The organism is Vibrio sp. Vb1026, assembly GCF_033338745.1.
In the GTDB taxonomy this organism is placed as follows: Bacteria; Pseudomonadota; Gammaproteobacteria; order Enterobacterales; family Vibrionaceae; genus Vibrio; species Vibrio alginolyticus.
Genome location: NZ_JAWOTH010000010.1, coordinates 113,109 through 130,006, shown reverse-complemented (window position 1 = coordinate 130,006; position 16,898 = coordinate 113,109). Strand labels below are relative to the sequence as shown.

The following is a 16,898-nucleotide window of genomic DNA, read 5'->3' as shown; positions in this document are numbered from 1 at the left end:
TTATTTTTTATCTCGCTCCATCGAGCGCTGACGTAAAAGTTTTTGTTGTTGATACAGTGCCGCCTTTATCAGTAAATCTTGATCAGATTCTCGGAGCATCTTGTATCTAAGCGTGATAATGAAATCTTGCTCTGAAGCATCACATTCTTCTACTTGAGCGTAACAGTAAATCGCCGCAGCAGGGTGATCGAGGAACAGTTTAACACGAACGAGTTGTTGAGTAGTTAACGCTGTATCTGAGCGGAAACTGAGTTGACTAGCACCAAACTGCGTCGTTTGATATCGAATGGAGGCGTCATCTTGTTGTGAAAGCATAAAGCTCAACAAGAGGTTAAGTTTCGCGTTTTGCGTATCAAGCAAGTTGATCACATGCTTTAACTCTTTGTTTTTCAGCTCTAGACGCGCGTTGTCTGCCAACATATCTAAGTGACTAAATTCACTGGCGACAATAAATGGTGCTGGAATTTCGGAGACAAATGTTTCTTCATCTGGCAAAGCAAAGTCCGCACTCAACGTTTCGACGTTGATGGTGAGGTTATGATGGACGGTAAAGTATTCTTGCTCTGTCATATAGTCGATCCTTTTGCCAGTGAGCGCTCCCTGTTCACTCAACAAACAAAGAGAAATAGGGCACTGATTATCGCTAACTGAATGAAGTTATCAAGTTTAGCCGATTTGTCCTTGAACTTTTTGCCTTAAATACAGACTTATTGCATGTCGTTGACAAATTTAGCGATTCTCTTGTCTTCTTAATGAGAAGAGTAAGGTAAGATAATCCGCTAAAGCTTTATATCAAAACAACCAGTTGGTTTGTCTTATATGTATCATCCTATCTCATTGTTTATTGGCTTAAGGTATCTTCGGGGACGCTCTGGAGATAGGTTTAGCCGATTTGTTTCTTATATGTCGACGGCGGGTATTACGATCGGTGTAATGGCGTTGGTGACGGTTCTTTCTGTGATGAACGGGTTTGAATCGCAGTTAAAAGAACGCATTTTAGGTGTGCTACCTCATGCCGTTGTTTCGCAACACGATGGAAAAACGCCTATGACCGAGTCTGCTCCTCCATTTGTTCAAGCGATGTCGAGTGAATCCGAGCCGGAGCCTATCGTTAGAGGAGAGGCTGTTATTCAGAGTTCTGCACAGCTGACGGCTGGTTACCTCATCGGTATTGAACCTAAGAAAGGCGATCCGATTAGCAACCATTTGATTACCGGACGATTATCGTCACTTCAAGCAGGTGACTACAATGTATTTTTGGGTCACAGTTTGGCACGTTCACTAAAGGTCTCAATCGGGGATAAAGTACGCTTGATGGTGACCAACGCGACGCAGTTTACCCCACTTGGTCGTATTCCTAGCCAGCGAAACTTCACTGTCTCAGGCATTTTCAATACGGGATCGGACGTTGATGGTCAATTAATGATTGTGAACATGACGGATGCATCTAAGCTGATGCGTTTCCCTAAAGACACGGTTTCTGGTTGGCGTGTCTTTTTCTCTGACCCATTTATGGTGACGGATTTTGCTGAACAACCCATGCCTGATGGATGGGAATGGAGTGATTGGCGCGAACAGCGTGGTGAGCTTTTCCAAGCGGTGAAAATGGAAAAGAACATGATGGGACTTATGCTAGGTCTAATTGTGGGTGTCGCTGCATTCAATATTATCTCCGCTTTAATCATGGTGGTAATGGAGAAGCAATCAGAAGTCGCAATATTGAAAACTCAAGGCATGACTCAATCTCAAGTGATGACCATTTTCATGGTGCAAGGTGCAAGCAGTGGTGTAATTGGCGCGATTGTTGGTGGCGCTGCGGGCGTGATCTTGTCACTTAATCTAAATGCGATTCTTGAATCTGCTGGTGTGGCGCTATTCAGCTTTGGTGGTCATCTACCCATCTTGATTGATTCAATGCAAATTCTTTTAGTGGTGGTGTTGGCGATTGCTCTTAGCCTTGCTGCTACGCTTTATCCTTCTTATCGAGCATCTTCTGTTAAACCTGCTGAGGCACTTCGCTATGAATAAGCTATTAGAATGTCGTGATATTCGTAAAGTCTACCGAGAGGGTTCGTTAGATACGGAAGTGTTGAAAGGCGTAAGTTTCGATATCGACAAAGGGGAGTTGGTTTCTATTGTTGGCTCTTCTGGTTCGGGAAAAAGTACCTTATTGCATATTTTAGGTGCGTTAGATGACGCAACTCATGGTGAAGTTGATTTTCTAGGGCAAAACTTATCAGCTTTGAGCTCGAACAAACAGGCGGCATTACGCAACAAGCACCTTGGTTTTGTATACCAGTTTCATCACTTATTGGCTGACTTTACTGCGCTTGAAAATGTGGCGATGCCACTGATGATTGGCGGTGCTAAAGTAGCGGATGCAAAACAGGCGGCTAAAGCGCTGTTAGATAAAGTTGGTTTGAATCATCGGATGCAACATAGACCCTCCGAGTTATCGGGCGGTGAGCGTCAGCGTGTTGCGATTGCGCGTGCATTGGTGAATAAACCTGATCTGGTCTTGGCTGATGAACCTACGGGGAACTTAGATCACAATACGGCACTGTCTATCTATGATTTGATGCGCGAGCTCAATAAAGAGTCAAACATTGCATTTTTGGTTGTCACGCATGACAAAGAGCTGGCAGCAAAAATGGATCGTCAAATGCACATGCAAGATGGTTTGCTCGTAGATCGTTTTGTGACTGATACAGCATCTGCGGAGGGCTAGTTTTGTTTACCTCTTTAGCTTTGATGATTGGTGGTCGCTTCAGTCGAGCGAAAAAGCGCAACAAGATGGTGTCTTTCATATCGCTTTCTTCGACCATTGGTATTGCGGTTGGCGTTGCTGTGATCATTATCGGTTTGTCTGCAATGAATGGCTTTGAGCGCGAGCTGCAATCGCGTGTGTTGTCTGTGATTCCACACGGCGAGTTAGAAGGTGTTAATGGACCACTTCAGGACTACACCAAAACGATGAATCAAGCTCTAAAACATGAACATGTTGTTGCGGCAGCACCGTACGTTCGTTTTACGGGCTTGGCAGAAAAAGGCAGTAAGCTAAAAGCGATAGAAGTTCGTGGTGTAGAGCCTACTTTCGAGCAAGCGGTGTCGAGCTTATCGAATTTTATTGACCAAGCAGCTTGGCAAAACTTTTATGCCGGTCAGCAGCAAGTGATCTTAGGCCGAGGTGTAGCAAACGAGCTAAATGTCGCCGTGGGGGATTACATTACGTTGATGATTCCGCAAACAGGCGGCGCAAATAAAGTGCAGGCTCCTAAGCGTGTGCGCGTGAAGGTGTCAGGGTTCTTAACGCTTAATGGCCAAATCGACCACTCTCTAGCGTTAGTACCATTAGCGGATGCTCAGCAATACGCGAGGTTAGGGGAAGGGGTCACTGGCATTTCACTAAAAATGGACGATGTTCTCAATGCGCCTTCTATTGTTCGCGAGGTTGGTAGCATGGTTGATGTTTACGTGTATTTGAAAAGCTGGCAGCAAAAGTTTGGTTTTTTGTATCGCGATATTCAGCTCGTGCGCACCATTATGTACTTGGTGATGGTACTGGTGATTGGCGTGGCATGTTTTAATATTGTGTCTACGTTGATGATGGCAGTGAAAGACCGAGCGGCGGAAATTGCAATTTTGCGAACAATGGGAGCAAAAGATAGCCTAATCAAACGGATCTTTGTTTGGCAAGGTGTATTCTCTGGTGTATTTGGTAGTCTCGTCGGCAGTGTTATCGGTGTCTTAGTAGCGTTAAATCTGACTCCGTTAATTAAAGGGTTAGAGAGCTTAATTGGTCATCAGTTTTTATCGGGTGATATTTACTTCGTCGACTTCTTACCATCACAACTACACTGGCCAGATGTGGCATTGGTGTCAGTGACGGCGATAGTGCTTAGTTTACTTGCGACGTGGTATCCTGCTTCTCGTGCCGCAAGGTTGAATCCGGCGGCTGTACTGAGTTCTAAATAGCGGATTGTTTTACAATATGCGAAAAACAAAAAGGACCGAATTCGGTCCTTTTTTGTATTTATCCGACTTGAGTAACATCGCGTTTCATTCTAACTGTTAGATGCCCCTCAACTGATAGCTCAAATGCTGATTTTTACGCAGTAAGGTCTTATCTTATTTTGCGTTTTTGCCAGCTCCGTACCACGGAGTAGCGCCAAAGCCCTCGAATTCCGAAGTAGCCAATAATCGCGGATACAACCCCACAAATTGCGCAGCCCAATAGAAATGGAGGTCCAATGGTGCTCATTTGCTGCATGATGAATTCCCACGATAGTTCAAAGTGAAAAGGTTGCGGGGGAAGACGCATCACTAGAGCACCTAGCTTGTACGCAAAGTAAAATAGCACAGGCATAGTGATAGGGTTGCTGATCCATACCAAAGCGACGGAGAGGGGCAGATTGACACCCAACATAATGGCCAAGCCAGCGGCCATGATCATTTGGCTCGGCAGTGGAACAAAAGCCATAAATAACCCGACAGCAAAAGCCCCTGATGCCGAGCGGCGGTTTAAGCACCACAAGTTCGGGTTGTACAACACATTGCCGAAGACCTTCAATGCTTTTTGGCGTTTGATCAATTCATGATCTGGCATGAAGCGTTTTATCAGCTTTCTAGGCATAGGACAGCATGACTCTCTCAGAAAAAAGTTGGACCTTGGCGTTATTTGTAGCGAGCGTAATCTCGTCGGCTTGGTGGCCGACAATACCAGATTGGCGTTGGTTGCTGCTGGGAATAATAACCACTGGCTCAATAATCAAATTACGTCGTGGCTTAATTAGCATAGGCGCAATTGCGGGCTTTATGGTTGTCATCGTCCACGGCAATGTATTGGAGTCTCAGAGACAAGCCCTTTTTCAAGCAGGGGAGAATATTACCATAATTGGTAAAGTTGACAGCCCTTTTACGCAAATAAGTCACGGTTATGAAGGTATTGTCGCGATAGAAGCGGTAAATTCTCAAACTCTGTTACCTTTTCTTAAACCTAAAATCCGTCTTATTACGCCTTTTCCACTCGATGTTAACAGTGAGTTTACGACATCCATCTCGTTAAAGCCGATTACAGGTCTACGCAACGAAGCTGGCTTTGATGCTGAAAAGCACGCGATGGGTAAAAATACTATCGCCCGAGCGGTTGTTAACAAAGACGCTAAGTGGATTGTTCGTTCTAATGTATCTCTGCGTCAATCCATTATTGCCGATGTCGCTGATGATGTGTCTTCCCTTCATCATTTCTCGTTAATAAGTGCGTTAGTTTTTGCTGACCGTTCTTGGTTGTCTAAGGAAGATTGGCAAGCGCTCAGGGACAGTGGTTTACTGCATTTGGTCTCCATTTCTGGTTTACATATTGGTATGGCGTTTACTTTTGGGCTAGTCGTGGGCGGTACCGTTCGTTATCTATTACCCCAATACCAGTTGTTACCTAGCTTATATGGGCTAATCTTCGCTGTTGCCTACGCTTGGTTAGCGGATTTCTCTCTGCCTACTACGCGAGCAGTGTCGGTATGCGTTGTTTACGTTCTCCTGAAGTATACTCTAGTGCACTGGACTTCTTGGCGAGTTCTTTTGCTTGCAGTATCTCTACAACTGCTTGTCCAACCTTTTGCATCCTACAGTATGAGCTTTTGGTTATCGTACCTCTCCGTTTGTGCGGTATTGTTCGCAATTAATTTGATTCGACATCAAAGGGGAGGTTGGAAAGCGCGATTAAAAGCGTTATTGCTTACTCAATTGATGTTGAGCGCTTTAATCGTACCTGTTAGTGGCCATTTCTTCTCCGGTTTTAGTTTGTCCTCAATAGCCTACAACTTGGTATTTATTCCTTGGTTCGGATTTATCGTTGTACCTTTGATGTTTCTAGCCCTGTTCTCATCTTTGTTTCTTGAAATGATAGCGAAGCCTCTGTGGCATTTGGTGGACTGGTCATTACAGCCATTGAGCACGTCAATACAGTACGCAGTAGGTTCTTGGCAACCCATTAGCATGGAAATGACAATGCTGGTTATGGTGATAGTGGCTTGCTTAATATTTCAACGGTTCATGTCTCATTACGCGTGGTATTTGTTACTCGGCATCGTTATTAGTATCAAGTTTGCAGCGGAGTATGAACCGCATTGGCGTATCGATGTATTAGATGTAGGTCATGGCCTTGCAGTGGTTGTAGAAAAAGACGACAAGGTGTTGCTGTATGACACTGGTAAAGCATGGCAAAGCGGCAGTATCGCAGAGCAGGTCGTCACTCCGGTTTTGCATCAACGAGGTTATGAAAGCATAGATACACTGATTCTAAGCCATTCCGATAATGATCACGCAGGCGGCCGCTTTTTCATTGAAGATGCCTTTTCTCCACAGCGTAAACTTAGTAGTCAATTCTTTATCGGATATGAGCCTTGCACTAGAGGCGACCAATGGAAATGGCAAGGATTAAAGATGGAAGTGCTCTGGCCTCCTGCACTTGTTCAACGTGCGTATAATCCGCACTCCTGTGTATTACGACTTACTGACCCTATTTCTAACTTTAGTATGCTTTTTACTGGTGATATTGAGGCCATTAGCGAGTGGATTTTGCTTAGAGAACCCGGAAAGTTACAAAGCGATGTGATGCTAGTCCCTCACCACGGGAGTAAAAGTTCATCGAATCCTCGATTTATTGAGGCGGTGAGCCCGAGTGTGGCGGTTGCTTCTTTAGCAAAAAACAATCGATGGGGAATGCCAGCGGAAAGTGTCGTTGCTTCATACCGAAAACTTGGCGTCACTTGGCTTGATACTGGTGAGGGTGGTCAGGTAAGCTTCTTTATTCACCGTGATAATTGGCGCTCAGAAACCAAACGTAGCGATACATTTGAGCCTTGGTATAGGCAGATGCTGCGTAGCGGAACTAATATAAAAAGACCTAATGTCGAATTAGGTCTGTAAGTTTTAGCTTTTTATTTTTAATATATCCAACCTGAATTTTTTATTCTTTTTTAATGGTAGTGTAAAACTAAATAGTTTCTTTTCACCATTTGGTCTGGCTAGTTGCTCTAAGCTAGAAAAGTAGTCTTCGAAAAACTCGGTCTTAAGTATACATTCTAACCACAAGTTAGCTTTTATAGAATCTAATTTGTTCCATGGTTTTACTCTTGATGCGTAATGGAGTTGAATCGGATTATCATATGCATCCAATAATTCTTCTTTAGTATAGTTAACCTCATCCACAAACTCTTTTCTGTCATACATACTATACACATAGTTACAAACCATGTTTCTTAAGGGTAATTTTCCAACTCTAGGGTGACAACAGAAGTTTAGAACGTCTTGTTCTGGCTGTATTAATCTGTGAGAGTTTTTTTCGAGGTAGTCTTTAAACCTTTTCTCTAAATTATCTTTTCTAATGAGATCGGCATTCATAAAAAAGTATCCAGCACCTATTTTCAGTTGGCTAATCTCTTCATTAGAAAAACTCTTTTTATAAACATCATTATAGCTTAGGATCTTATCTACAGAGAATACCCCTGATATATAATTATTATCATCGTTGTTATTATATTCTATAAAATCTTTTGAAATGTCATTTAAGTAAATAACATCGACATCAGATACGATCATTTTTTTATGTTCTTTAATTAAACTTGAAATACTAAGTTTGTAAAACATAGCTTTAGAGTAATGACCTTTTGTCTTTATGTTTTTCCAATCATTTTCAAAGTCGACATTTTCATCGAAATTAATGAAAATAAGCTCTGAGTTTTTGAATTTTTGTATGGTTTTTTTTAATTTTTCTTGATTTAGCAGCGTAATATCTTCATGTAAGACATATATCTGGTATTTGTAGTTTTTATCTGATTTCTCAAGCAAAGAATAGAATGCTACTGCAGCTGGAATAACATAGTTGTTATCAAAGCAATGAACAATGGGAATGACTTGCATATTTTTTATTGTAAATAAGAATGAACATATCAAGAGTATAGAGCGAAATATAAAAGACTAAAAGACTTTCTCTAAGTGGACATAACACATTTATTAATGTTTATCAGTAGATGAACAGGTACGATGGTCAAGTTTGCTTCACGATGAGGCTTGATCCCCCAATTTTCATATTTAAGATTGAATATCAGTTGAGTCAGAGTAGGTTAGCCAATGACACATTGGAGATCTACTGGGTAAAAGTGGCAGTCTTATACGTTAGCAAACTTAGTGTACGTTCTAGGGATAGGCATATGAGCGCTAACAGAGTAGAATGAATGCCTTAATGTAAGAAAACAAAGCACTTCTATGTCAACAAATACTGATGAAACGACTTGGCAGACGTTTAAGCGTCTCTGGCAATTTATACGCCTTTATAAATCTGGCCTAATCGTTGCTGTTTTAGCATTAGTTATTAATGCAATATCAGATACTTATATGATTTCCTTGCTAAAACCGCTACTCGATGAAGGTTTTGGGAACGCTGAGTCTGATTTTTTACGCACGCTTCCATTGATTATTTTTGCTATGATGTTCATTCGTGGCATAAGTGGATTTGTCTCCACCTACTGTTTGAGTTGGGTATCTGGCAACGTAGTTATGCAAGTCCGTCGCATGGTGTTCAATCACTTTATGCATATGCCGGTGTCTTACTTTGATAAGGAAAAGACGGGCAATTTATTGTCGCGTATAACCTACGACTCAGAGCAAGTGTCAGCGGCAACTAGCCAAGCGTTGGTGAGCATTGTCCGTGAAGGCGCAAGTATCATTGGTCTGTTAGTCTTGATGTTTTACAACAGCTGGCAATTGTCGCTAGTGCTGTTTGCTGTTGCTCCCGTTGTAGCATGGGGTATTGGTGTTGTTTCTAAACGTTTTAGAAAAATATCCAAAAATATGCAGACCATGATGGGTAACGTAACTGCATCAGCAGAGCAGATGCTGAAAGGCCATAAAGTTGTGCTGAGCTATGGCGGCCAAGACATCGAACGTAAACGATTTGAAAAAGTCAGCAACCAAATGCGTCAACAAAGCATGAAGTTGGTGACGGCTCAAGCGGCGGCTAACCCTATCATCCAAATGATTGCATCACTTGCAATTGTTGCCGTTCTTTATTTAGCAAGTATTGATTCGATTAAAGAGCAGTTGACTCCAGGGACATTTACTGTTGTCTTCTCTGCAATGTTTGGTCTGATGCGCCCACTTAAAGCGCTGACTAACGTTACTTCTCAGTTCCAACGTGGTATGGCCGCGAGCCAAACGCTCTTCGCGTTAATTGACCTCGAGCCTGAGAAAAACGAAGGTAAGTTGACAGTTGAACGCGCAAATGGCGATGTTTCGGTTAAAAACGTAAGCTTTACTTACACTGGCGCAGAAAAACCAGCATTGGAAAATGTCAGCTTCGATATTCCAAGAGGAAAAACGGTGGCGCTAGTTGGCCGTTCTGGCTCAGGTAAAAGTACCATCGCGAACTTGTTCAACCGCTTCTATGATGTTGGCAGTGGATCTATCACATTAGATGGGCATGATATTCGTGATTACGAGCTAAAGAATTTACGTCAGCAATTTGCACTAGTATCGCAAAATGTTCATTTGTTTAATGACACGATAGCAAACAATATTGCGTACGCAACGGATGGCCAATACGAGCGCAGTGATATCGAGAAAGCGGCAACACTCGCGCATGCGATGGAGTTCATCAGTAAGATGGATGGCGGACTAGATGCGATGATTGGTGAAAATGGTGCTAGCTTGTCTGGTGGTCAACGCCAACGTGTTGCGATTGCGCGAGCTCTATTGCGTGATGCTCCAGTGCTAATTCTTGATGAGGCAACTTCGGCTTTGGATACCGAATCCGAGCGAGCTATTCAAGCTGCACTTGATGAGCTGCAAAAAGACAAAACGGTACTTGTAATAGCGCACCGCTTATCCACAATCGAGAAAGCCGATGAAATTCTTGTGGTTGATGATGGTGCCATCATTGAACGTGGCAACCACGCTGAGCTTATTGAGAAAAATGGTGCGTATGCACAATTGCACCGTATTCAGTTTGGTGAATAAGCGCGGTGATTGAAAAAATCTGGTTTGAAAGCCATCCAATAAAATATCTCTTGTGGCCGCTTTTGTGGCCACTGAGTTTATTATTTGGAGCGATAAGCAAGTCAAAGCGAAAGCAATACCAAACTGGCCGCAAGCAAGCTTATAATGCGCCTATACCTGTTGTTGTGGTTGGCAATATCACTGCTGGTGGCAATGGTAAAACACCAGTTGTTGTGTGGCTTGTTGAGCAACTACAGCAAATGGGCTTTAAGCCGGGGGTTGTTTCTCGTGGTTATGGGGCAAAGGCTCCTGCCTATCCGTTAGTGCTAAAAGAAGATACGCCAGCGAAGCATTGTGGCGATGAACCTAAGTTGATTCATCGCCGTACAGGAGCACCTGTTGCGGTAGATCCTGTGCGTTCAAATGCAGTGAAAGCACTGCTAGATTTGGATGTGGATATCATAATTACGGATGATGGATTACAACATTATGCGTTAGGCCGTGATATTGAGTTAGTGATTGTGGATGGGAATCGCCGGTTTGGGAATGAAAGCCTGATTCCATTAGGTCCTTTACGTGAAGGTATTGAGCGACTTAAAGAAGTCGACTTTATCATCACCAATGGCGGTCAAGCGCATACGGGCGAAATCGCAATGGCTTTAGCACCCTCTAAAGCTATTAATCTTAAGACTAAGCAACATGTGGATGTTTCGGAGTTGAAAGATCTCGTCGCATTTGCGGGCATTGGGCATCCTCCGCGTTTTTTTCATACACTAAACTCGATGAACGCAGATGTTAAAGTCACAAAAGGTTTTGCTGACCATCAAGACTTTGATCAACAAGAATTAGAAGCATTGGCTCAACAAGGGACCAATGTGATTATGACCGAGAAAGATGCCGTCAAGTGCAGCCATTATGCGCAAGATAATTGGTGGTATCTGCCTGTATCTGCCCAGTTTGAATCAAACGATGCAGAGCAAATTTTAAATAGAATAAAAGAGGTTAAAGCGGCTTATGGATCACCGTCTACTTGAGATTGTAGCTTGCCCTGTTTGCAAAGGTAAGCTGACGTACGATAAAGATAATCAAGAGTTGATCTGCAAATTGGATCGCCTTGCTTACCCGATCAAAGAGGGTATTCCAGTTCTGCTAGAGCCTGAAGCTCGCACTATGAGCATGGATGAGGGACGCTAATGTCTTTTACGGTTGTCATCCCTTCGCGCTACGCATCGAGCCGTTTGCCTGGTAAACCGCTAGCGGATATTGGTGGTAAGCCTATGGTTCAGTGGGTTTATGAACAAGCGCTACAAGCGGGTGCGGAAGATGTCATCGTTGCAACTGATGACGAGCGTGTTGCGAAAGCGGTTTCGTCATTTGGTGGTAAAGTTTGTATGACCTCTCCCCAGCACGAATCAGGTACGGAGCGTCTTGCAGAAGTTGTTGAAAAGATGGCTATTCCGTCAGACCACATTATTGTTAATGTGCAAGGGGATGAGCCTTTGATTCCGCCGTCCATCATTCGTCAGGTTGCTGATAACTTATCAGGGTGTGAAGCCCCGATGGCGACGTTAGCTGTAGAAATAGACTCGGAAGAGGAAGTGTTCAACCCGAACGCTGTTAAAGTTGTCGCAGATGAGCAAGGCTATGCGTTGTACTTTAGTCGAGCAAGCATCCCTTGGGATCGCGATAACTTTGCTAAACAAGACAAAACCATTGCCAACCCATTAATGCGTCATATTGGTATTTATGCTTATCGAGCTGGTTTCATTAATACGTATGTCAACTGGGCACCAAGTGCATTAGAGCAGATTGAGTGTCTTGAGCAACTGCGAGTGCTTTGGTACGGTGAAAAAATTCATGTGGCGGTAGCGAAAGAAGCACCAGCGGCAGGGGTTGATACGCCCGAAGACCTAGAAGCCGTGCGCGCGATTGTTGAGAAGCAAGCGTAACAAATGCTCATATAGATTTAAGAATAAACAAGGCTCCTGAATTAGGAGCCTTTTTGTTTTACTTGTATCGCGGTATTAGTTAAATGTTAGTGTCGTATTGGTTCCGTTTAGGGCAGGTCGCTAACACCTCTCGGTGACCGGTGTCTTTCACTTCTTGGAGAATGACATCAAAGCCCCATAATCGATACACGTGCTTTAGAACTTCTTCGTAACTATCATCAAGTGGGATGCGGTTGTGAGGAACGTACTGCAACGTAAGCGAGCGATCACCACGGACATCGACATTAAACACCTGAATGTTTGGCTCAAGATTAGATAAGTTATACTGAGCGGCTAGGGTTTCTCTAATGCGTTTATAACCCATCTCATCGTGTATCGCAGCGACTTCAATAAAGTTCTTATGATCATCATCGTTGATCGCAAACAACTTGAAATCACGCATTAATTTCGGAGAAAGGTATTGGCTAATAAAGCTTTCATCTTTGAAATTATGCATCGCGAAATGCACTGCATCTAACCAGTCGGTTCCTGCCAAGTCTGGAAACCACTCCTTGTCCTCATCAGTTGGTTCTTCACAGATACGCTTAATATCTCGGAACATGGCAAAGCCTAACGCGTAGGGGTTAATGCCATTAAAGTAAGGACTGTTATAAGGCGGCTGAGCCACGACACTGGTGTGGCTATGTAAGAACTCTAGAATGAACTTTTCAGACACCAAGCCCTCATCATAAAGATGGTTGAGTATGGTGTAGTGCCAGAACGTTGCCCAGCCCTCATTCATGACTTGCGTTTGTTTTTGCGGATAAAAATACTGACTGATCTTACGGACGATCCGAACAACTTCACGTTGCCATGGCTCTAACAACGGAGCATGTTTTTCGAAGAAGTAGAGCAAATTTTCCTGAGGCTCGCTTGGGAATCGCTCTTTAATGTCTTCCTCTTTCGTCTTGGCTGTTGGTACCGTGCGCCAAAGCTCATTAACTTGAGATTGTAGGTATGCTTCGCGTTCTTCTTGTCTTGCTTTTTCCTCTGTAATTGAGATTTTCTCTGGACGCTTGTAGCGGTCTACACCAAAGTTCATTAACGCGTGACAAGAGTCGAGCAGCTTTTCCACTTCTTTTACGCCATATCGTTCTTCACATTCGGCTAAGTACTTTTTGGCGAACAGCAGATAGTCGATAATAGAACTGGCGTCAGTCCACGTTTGGAATAGGTAATTACCTTTGAAAAAAGAGTTATGGCCGTAACACGCGTGCGCTATAACGAGTGCTTGCATTGTTACCGTATTTTCTTCCATCAAATAAGCAATACAAGGGTCGGAGTTAATCACAATCTCGTAGGCTAGCCCCATTTGACCATGTTTATAGTTCTGCTCTGTTTGGATGAATTTTTTACCAAATGACCAGTGATTGTAATTGATTGGCATGCCGATACTTGAGTAGGCATCCATCATCTGTTCTGAAGTAATCACTTCTATTTGGTTAGGGTAAGTGTCTAGGCGATAATGCTCCGCGACACGCTTAATTTCTTTGTGGTATCGCTCTAACAGCTCAAATGTCCAATCTGGTCCATCTGGCAACACTTTACTGTTACGCTTCTTAGGCGCCTCTCCTGAGAGGTTTCTCGTTGCGGTATTCATCGCTAGCCTCCTTACGCCGTTTCTTTTTGGAATAGTTCACGAAAGACTGGGAAAATATCCTCCACAGAGCGAATGTTTTTCATTGCGAAATTAGGAAACTCTTCAGTGAGTTTTTCGTACTCATGCCATAGAGTTTGGTGCGAGCGCCGTGTGATCTCTATGTAAGAGTAGTACTGACAGTTTGGAAGTAATTTGTTCACTAATAGATCCCGGCACCTTGGCGAATCATCTGCCCAGTTGTCACCGTCGGATGCTTGAGCTGCATATATGTTCCACTGACCAATCGGGTATCGCTCTTTTACTATTTCATCCATTAACTTGAGTGCGCTAGATACAATGGTGCCCCCGGTTTCTTGTGAGTAGAAAAATTCGTGCTCGTCCACTTCCTTCGCTTGGGTATGGTGGCGGATAAAGACGACTTCGACATTCTCGTAGGTACGAGTTAAGAACAAGTACAAAAGAACATAGAAGCGTTTTGCGATGTCTTTCGTTGCCTGATCCATCGAACCGGATACGTCCATTAGACAGAACATGACCGCTTGGCTCGATGGTACCGGGCGTTTCTCATAGTTCTTGAAGCGTAAGTCGAAGGTATCGATGAACGGCACGCTTTCGATTTTCTTGCGCAGTTCTTCAATTTCAGCCTTCAAGCGGTTCTCTTCAAACTGCTGAGCAGGTTCAATATTTTTGATGCGAGCAAGTTCGTCTTCTAACTCTTTAAGAAGTCGTTTCTTACCAGCAGTCATTGCAGTACGGCGCGCAAGAGATTGTTGCAGAGAACGTACTACGGCGATATTGGAAGGGATACCGGCAGTTTGAAAGCCTGCACGGTGTGTTTTCCATTCAGTGATTTTGGCAATTTGGTTTTTTTCTAGATTAGGCAGCTCGAGATCTTCGAACAAAATATCGAGGTACTCATCTTTTGATATTTGGAATACAAATTCGTCTTGGCCTTCTCCATCTGGACTGGCGTTCCCTTCTCCTGAGCCGCTACCCTGACCGCCACCTTTGGGACGCTCAATTTTATCACCAGTAATAAATTGATCGTTACCGGGATGAACTCGTTCGCGAACACCACCTTTGCCTTGATGAAATATAGGCTCATTGATGTCTTTGTGAGGGATAGAGACGTCTTCGCCCGTTTCCGTATTCGTAATCGAGCGTCGATTCACTGCGTCTGCTACCGACTCTTTTATTTGCTCTTTGTGGCGCTTCAAGAAGCGCTGTCGATTAACAGCGCTCTTGTTCTTGCCATTGAGCCTTCGGTCTATAAATTGCGCCATGAAATAGCCCTCTTCATGTTTCACAAGCGACCTAACTCAATACTGGGTTAGGATGACTTACGTACTCGTAGGTACCACTCAGAAAGTAGGCGAACCTGTTTCTCGGTATAGCCTTTTTCCATCATGCGAGCGACAAAGTCGTCATGCTTCTTCTGATCTTCAGAAGAGGTTTTCGCATTAAATGAGATAACCGGAAGTAGCTCTTCGGTATTGGAGAACATTTTCTTCTCGATTACTGTGCGCAGTTTTTCGTAGCTGGTCCAAACCGGGTTTTGACCATTATTATTCGCTTTCGCACGAAGCACAAAGTTAACGATTTCGTTTCGGAAATCTTTCGGGTTAGAAATACCAGCTGTTTTTTCGATCTTCTCTAGCTCAGCATTCAGTGAAGAGCGATCAAATAGCTGACCAGTTTCTGGATCTCGGTACTCTTGGTCTTGAATCCAGAAGTCTGCATAGGTGACATATCGGTCGAAGATGTTTTGGCCGTATTCAGAGTAAGACTCAAGATAAGCGGTCTGAATCTCTTTACCGATAAATTCAACGTATCGAGGTACTAGGTAGCCTTTCAAGAACTCGAGATATTTCTCTGCTGTTTCAGCAGGGAACTGTTCGCGCTCAACCTGTTGTTCAATCACATAGAATAGATGTACAGGGTTGGCTGCCACTTCGGTTTGGTCGAAGTTAAATACGCGTGACAAAATCTTAAAGGCAAAACGTGTTGAGAGACCGTTCATGCCTTCATCGACACCAGCATAATCACGATACTCTTGATAGCTTTTTGCCTTTGGATCCGTATCTTTCAGCGTTTCACCGTCGTATACGCGCATCTTAGAGAAGATGGACGAGTTCTCAGGCTCTTTAAGTCGAGAAAGAATACTGAATTGTGCCAGAGTCTCGAGTGTGCTTGGTGAACAAGGGGCTTGAGATAACTCACTGTTTTCGAGAAGTTTTTGGTAGATTTTGACTTCTTCTGAAACACGTAGACAGTAAGGTACTTTCACAATATAAACACGGTCCAAGAACGCTTCATTGTTCTTGTTGTTACGGAAGGTCTGCCACTCAGATTCGTTTGAGTGAGCCAGAATCATACCGTCGAATGGAATCGCAGAAAGGCCTTCTGTACCGTTGAAGTTGCCTTCTTGCGTTGCTGTTAGCAGCGGGTGAAGCACTTTGATTGGTGCTTTGAACATCTCAACGAATTCCATTAAACCTTGGTTTGCTTTACACAGCGCACCGGAGTAGCTGTAAGCGTCTGGATCGTCTTGCGAATAGTGTTCAAGCTTACGAATATCGACTTTACCAACCAATGATGAGATATCTTGGTTGTTTTCATCGCCTGGTTCAGTTTTGGCAATACCGATTTGGTCAAGGATAGAAGGGCGTACTTTCACTACTTTAAATTTGGTGATATCACCACCAAACTCGTGAAGACGTTTAGCGGCCCAAGGAGACATGATCGAGCGAAGATAACGGTGCTCGATGCCATACTCTTTTTTCAAAATATCGCCATCTTCTGTGGCTTTGAATAGGCAGAATGGATGGTCATTCACTGGGCTGCGTTCGCCGTTAGCAGTAAGAACATAAATAGGCATCTGTTCCATCAGAGCCTTAAGCTTTTCTGCAAGCGAAGACTTACCACCGCCGACAGGGCCGAGTAGGTAAAGAATCTGCTTACGCTCTTCTAGGCCTTGCGCCGCATGTTTTAGGTAAGACACAATTTGTTCTATGGCATCTTCCATGCCATAAAAGTCTTTAAAGGTTTCATAACGAGAGATAACACGATTCGAGAAGATTCGGCTTAGTCTCGGATCTTTTGCCGTATCGATTATCTCTGGTTCACCAATCGCCATCAGTAGGCGTTCTGCTGCATTAGCATAAGCGCTTTTGTCATCTTTACACAGGGCTAAAAACTCCTGTAACGACATCTCTTCATCTTTTGCAGCTTCATATCTTGATTGATAGTGGTCGAAAATACTCATGTCGCTTTCCCCTTTAATAGTCAGTCTACCGACGAACGTTGATTCAGGCTTT

14 protein-coding genes are annotated in these 16,898 nt (G+C 43.5%); 8 read left to right on the top strand and 6 right to left on the bottom strand.

Annotated elements, in window-relative coordinates:
- Window positions 1-570 (bottom strand): hypothetical protein, encoded by a 570-nt coding sequence (locus R7E47_RS15800; protein ID WP_054576371.1) that lies wholly within the window; start codon window positions 568-570, stop codon window positions 1-3.
- Window positions 571-819: 249 nt separating this feature from the next.
- Here R7E47_RS15800 and lolC point away from each other — a divergent pair, with 249 nt between their 5' ends.
- The 3 genes from lolC to lolE are packed head-to-tail and all read left to right on the top strand — an operon-like array spanning window position 820 to window position 3,975.
- On the top strand, window positions 820-2,028 hold the full coding sequence (gene lolC / locus R7E47_RS15795) for a lipoprotein-releasing ABC transporter permease subunit LolC (RefSeq protein ID WP_258483685.1): 1,209 nt from the start codon (window positions 820-822) through the stop codon (window positions 2,026-2,028).
- A complete protein-coding gene (gene lolD / locus R7E47_RS15790) occupies window positions 2,021-2,728 on the top strand; it encodes a lipoprotein-releasing ABC transporter ATP-binding protein LolD (RefSeq protein ID WP_054700735.1) in 708 nt (235 codons plus the stop codon). The genes lolC and lolD overlap by 8 nt, the downstream gene beginning before the upstream one ends.
- 2 nt (window positions 2,729-2,730) lie before the next feature.
- Window positions 2,731-3,975: a lipoprotein-releasing ABC transporter permease subunit LolE gene (lolE, locus tag R7E47_RS15785; RefSeq protein WP_318084615.1), complete on the top strand. Its 1,245-nt coding sequence runs from the start codon at window positions 2,731-2,733 to the stop codon at window positions 3,973-3,975.
- Window positions 3,976-4,123: 148 nt separating this feature from the next.
- On the opposite strand, the gene R7E47_RS15780 is transcribed toward lolE, so the two are convergent.
- Entirely contained in the window at window positions 4,124-4,633 is a 510-nt protein-coding gene (locus R7E47_RS15780; protein WP_005387834.1) for a DUF2062 domain-containing protein, read from the bottom strand.
- Between the two features lie 8 nt (window positions 4,634-4,641).
- Here R7E47_RS15780 and R7E47_RS15775 point away from each other — a divergent pair, with 8 nt between their 5' ends.
- A complete protein-coding gene (locus R7E47_RS15775) occupies window positions 4,642-6,927 on the top strand; it encodes a DNA internalization-related competence protein ComEC/Rec2 (protein WP_258483683.1) in 2,286 nt (761 codons plus the stop codon).
- 3 nt (window positions 6,928-6,930) lie between these two features.
- Here the strand turns inward: R7E47_RS15775 and R7E47_RS15770 are convergent, their stop codons facing one another.
- Window positions 6,931-7,920 carry a glycosyltransferase family 8 protein gene (locus R7E47_RS15770; protein WP_104978932.1) on the bottom strand — a complete coding sequence of 330 codons (990 nt, stop codon included), beginning with the start codon at window positions 7,918-7,920 and terminating at the stop codon, window positions 6,931-6,933.
- A gap of 345 nt (window positions 7,921-8,265) precedes the next feature.
- Between R7E47_RS15770 and msbA the strand changes: the two genes are divergently transcribed.
- Genes msbA through kdsB form a run of 4 tightly spaced genes read left to right on the top strand, consistent with a single transcriptional unit; the run spans window position 8,266 to window position 11,942 of the window.
- Window positions 8,266-10,014, top strand: coding sequence for a lipid A ABC transporter ATP-binding protein/permease MsbA (gene msbA, locus R7E47_RS15765; protein WP_104978934.1), 1,749 nt, complete (start codon window positions 8,266-8,268; stop codon window positions 10,012-10,014).
- Window positions 10,015-10,019: 5 nt separating this feature from the next.
- Window positions 10,020-11,027 (top strand): tetraacyldisaccharide 4'-kinase, encoded by a 1,008-nt coding sequence (gene lpxK, locus R7E47_RS15760; RefSeq protein ID WP_054729263.1) that lies wholly within the window; start codon window positions 10,020-10,022, stop codon window positions 11,025-11,027.
- The gene (locus R7E47_RS15755; RefSeq protein WP_005378451.1) at window positions 11,008-11,187 is read left to right on the top strand and encodes a Trm112 family protein; all 180 of its coding nucleotides are present in this window, start codon (window positions 11,008-11,010) and stop codon (window positions 11,185-11,187) included. The genes lpxK and R7E47_RS15755 overlap by 20 nt, the downstream gene beginning before the upstream one ends.
- The gene (gene kdsB, locus R7E47_RS15750; protein ID WP_258483682.1) at window positions 11,187-11,942 is read left to right on the top strand and encodes a 3-deoxy-manno-octulosonate cytidylyltransferase; all 756 of its coding nucleotides are present in this window, start codon (window positions 11,187-11,189) and stop codon (window positions 11,940-11,942) included. Before R7E47_RS15755 ends, kdsB begins: the two co-directional genes overlap by 1 nt.
- Window positions 11,943-12,021: 79 nt before the next feature.
- Here the strand turns inward: kdsB and R7E47_RS15745 are convergent, their stop codons facing one another.
- Genes R7E47_RS15745 through R7E47_RS15735 form a run of 3 tightly spaced genes read right to left on the bottom strand, consistent with a single transcriptional unit; the run spans window position 12,022 to window position 16,846 of the window.
- Window positions 12,022-13,581: a SpoVR family protein gene (locus R7E47_RS15745; protein ID WP_005378449.1), complete on the bottom strand. Its 1,560-nt coding sequence runs from the start codon at window positions 13,579-13,581 to the stop codon at window positions 12,022-12,024.
- 11 nt (window positions 13,582-13,592) lie between these two features.
- Window positions 13,593-14,864 carry a YeaH/YhbH family protein gene (locus R7E47_RS15740; RefSeq protein WP_005378448.1) on the bottom strand — a complete coding sequence of 424 codons (1,272 nt, stop codon included), beginning with the start codon at window positions 14,862-14,864 and terminating at the stop codon, window positions 13,593-13,595.
- Between the two features lie 47 nt (window positions 14,865-14,911).
- Window positions 14,912-16,846, bottom strand: a complete 1,935-nt coding sequence (locus tag R7E47_RS15735) for a PrkA family serine protein kinase (RefSeq protein WP_005378447.1) — start codon at window positions 16,844-16,846, stop codon at window positions 14,912-14,914.
- Window positions 16,847-16,898: the final 52 nt, after the last annotated feature.

Bases quoted from the DNA above. Each gene is read 5' to 3' on its own strand.
- R7E47_RS15800 (WP_054576371.1), bottom strand. From the start codon at position 570: ATGACAGAGCAAGAATACTTTACCGTCCATCATAACCTCACCATCAAC.
- lolC (WP_258483685.1), top strand. From the start codon at position 820: ATGTATCATCCTATCTCATTGTTTATTGGCTTAAGGTATCTTCGGGGA.
- lolD (WP_054700735.1), top strand. From the start codon at position 2,021: ATGAATAAGCTATTAGAATGTCGTGATATTCGTAAAGTCTACCGAGAG.
- R7E47_RS15780 (WP_005387834.1), bottom strand. From the start codon at position 4,633: ATGCCTAGAAAGCTGATAAAACGCTTCATGCCAGATCATGAATTGATC.
- R7E47_RS15775 (WP_258483683.1), top strand. From the start codon at position 4,642: ATGACTCTCTCAGAAAAAAGTTGGACCTTGGCGTTATTTGTAGCGAGC.
- R7E47_RS15770 (WP_104978932.1), bottom strand. From the start codon at position 7,920: ATGCAAGTCATTCCCATTGTTCATTGCTTTGATAACAACTATGTTATT.
- msbA (WP_104978934.1), top strand. From the start codon at position 8,266: ATGTCAACAAATACTGATGAAACGACTTGGCAGACGTTTAAGCGTCTC.
- R7E47_RS15755 (WP_005378451.1), top strand. From the start codon at position 11,008: ATGGATCACCGTCTACTTGAGATTGTAGCTTGCCCTGTTTGCAAAGGT.
- kdsB (WP_258483682.1), top strand. From the start codon at position 11,187: ATGTCTTTTACGGTTGTCATCCCTTCGCGCTACGCATCGAGCCGTTTG.
- R7E47_RS15745 (WP_005378449.1), bottom strand. From the start codon at position 13,581: ATGAATACCGCAACGAGAAACCTCTCAGGAGAGGCGCCTAAGAAGCGT.
- R7E47_RS15740 (WP_005378448.1), bottom strand. From the start codon at position 14,864: ATGGCGCAATTTATAGACCGAAGGCTCAATGGCAAGAACAAGAGCGCT.
- R7E47_RS15735 (WP_005378447.1), bottom strand. From the start codon at position 16,846: ATGAGTATTTTCGACCACTATCAATCAAGATATGAAGCTGCAAAAGAT.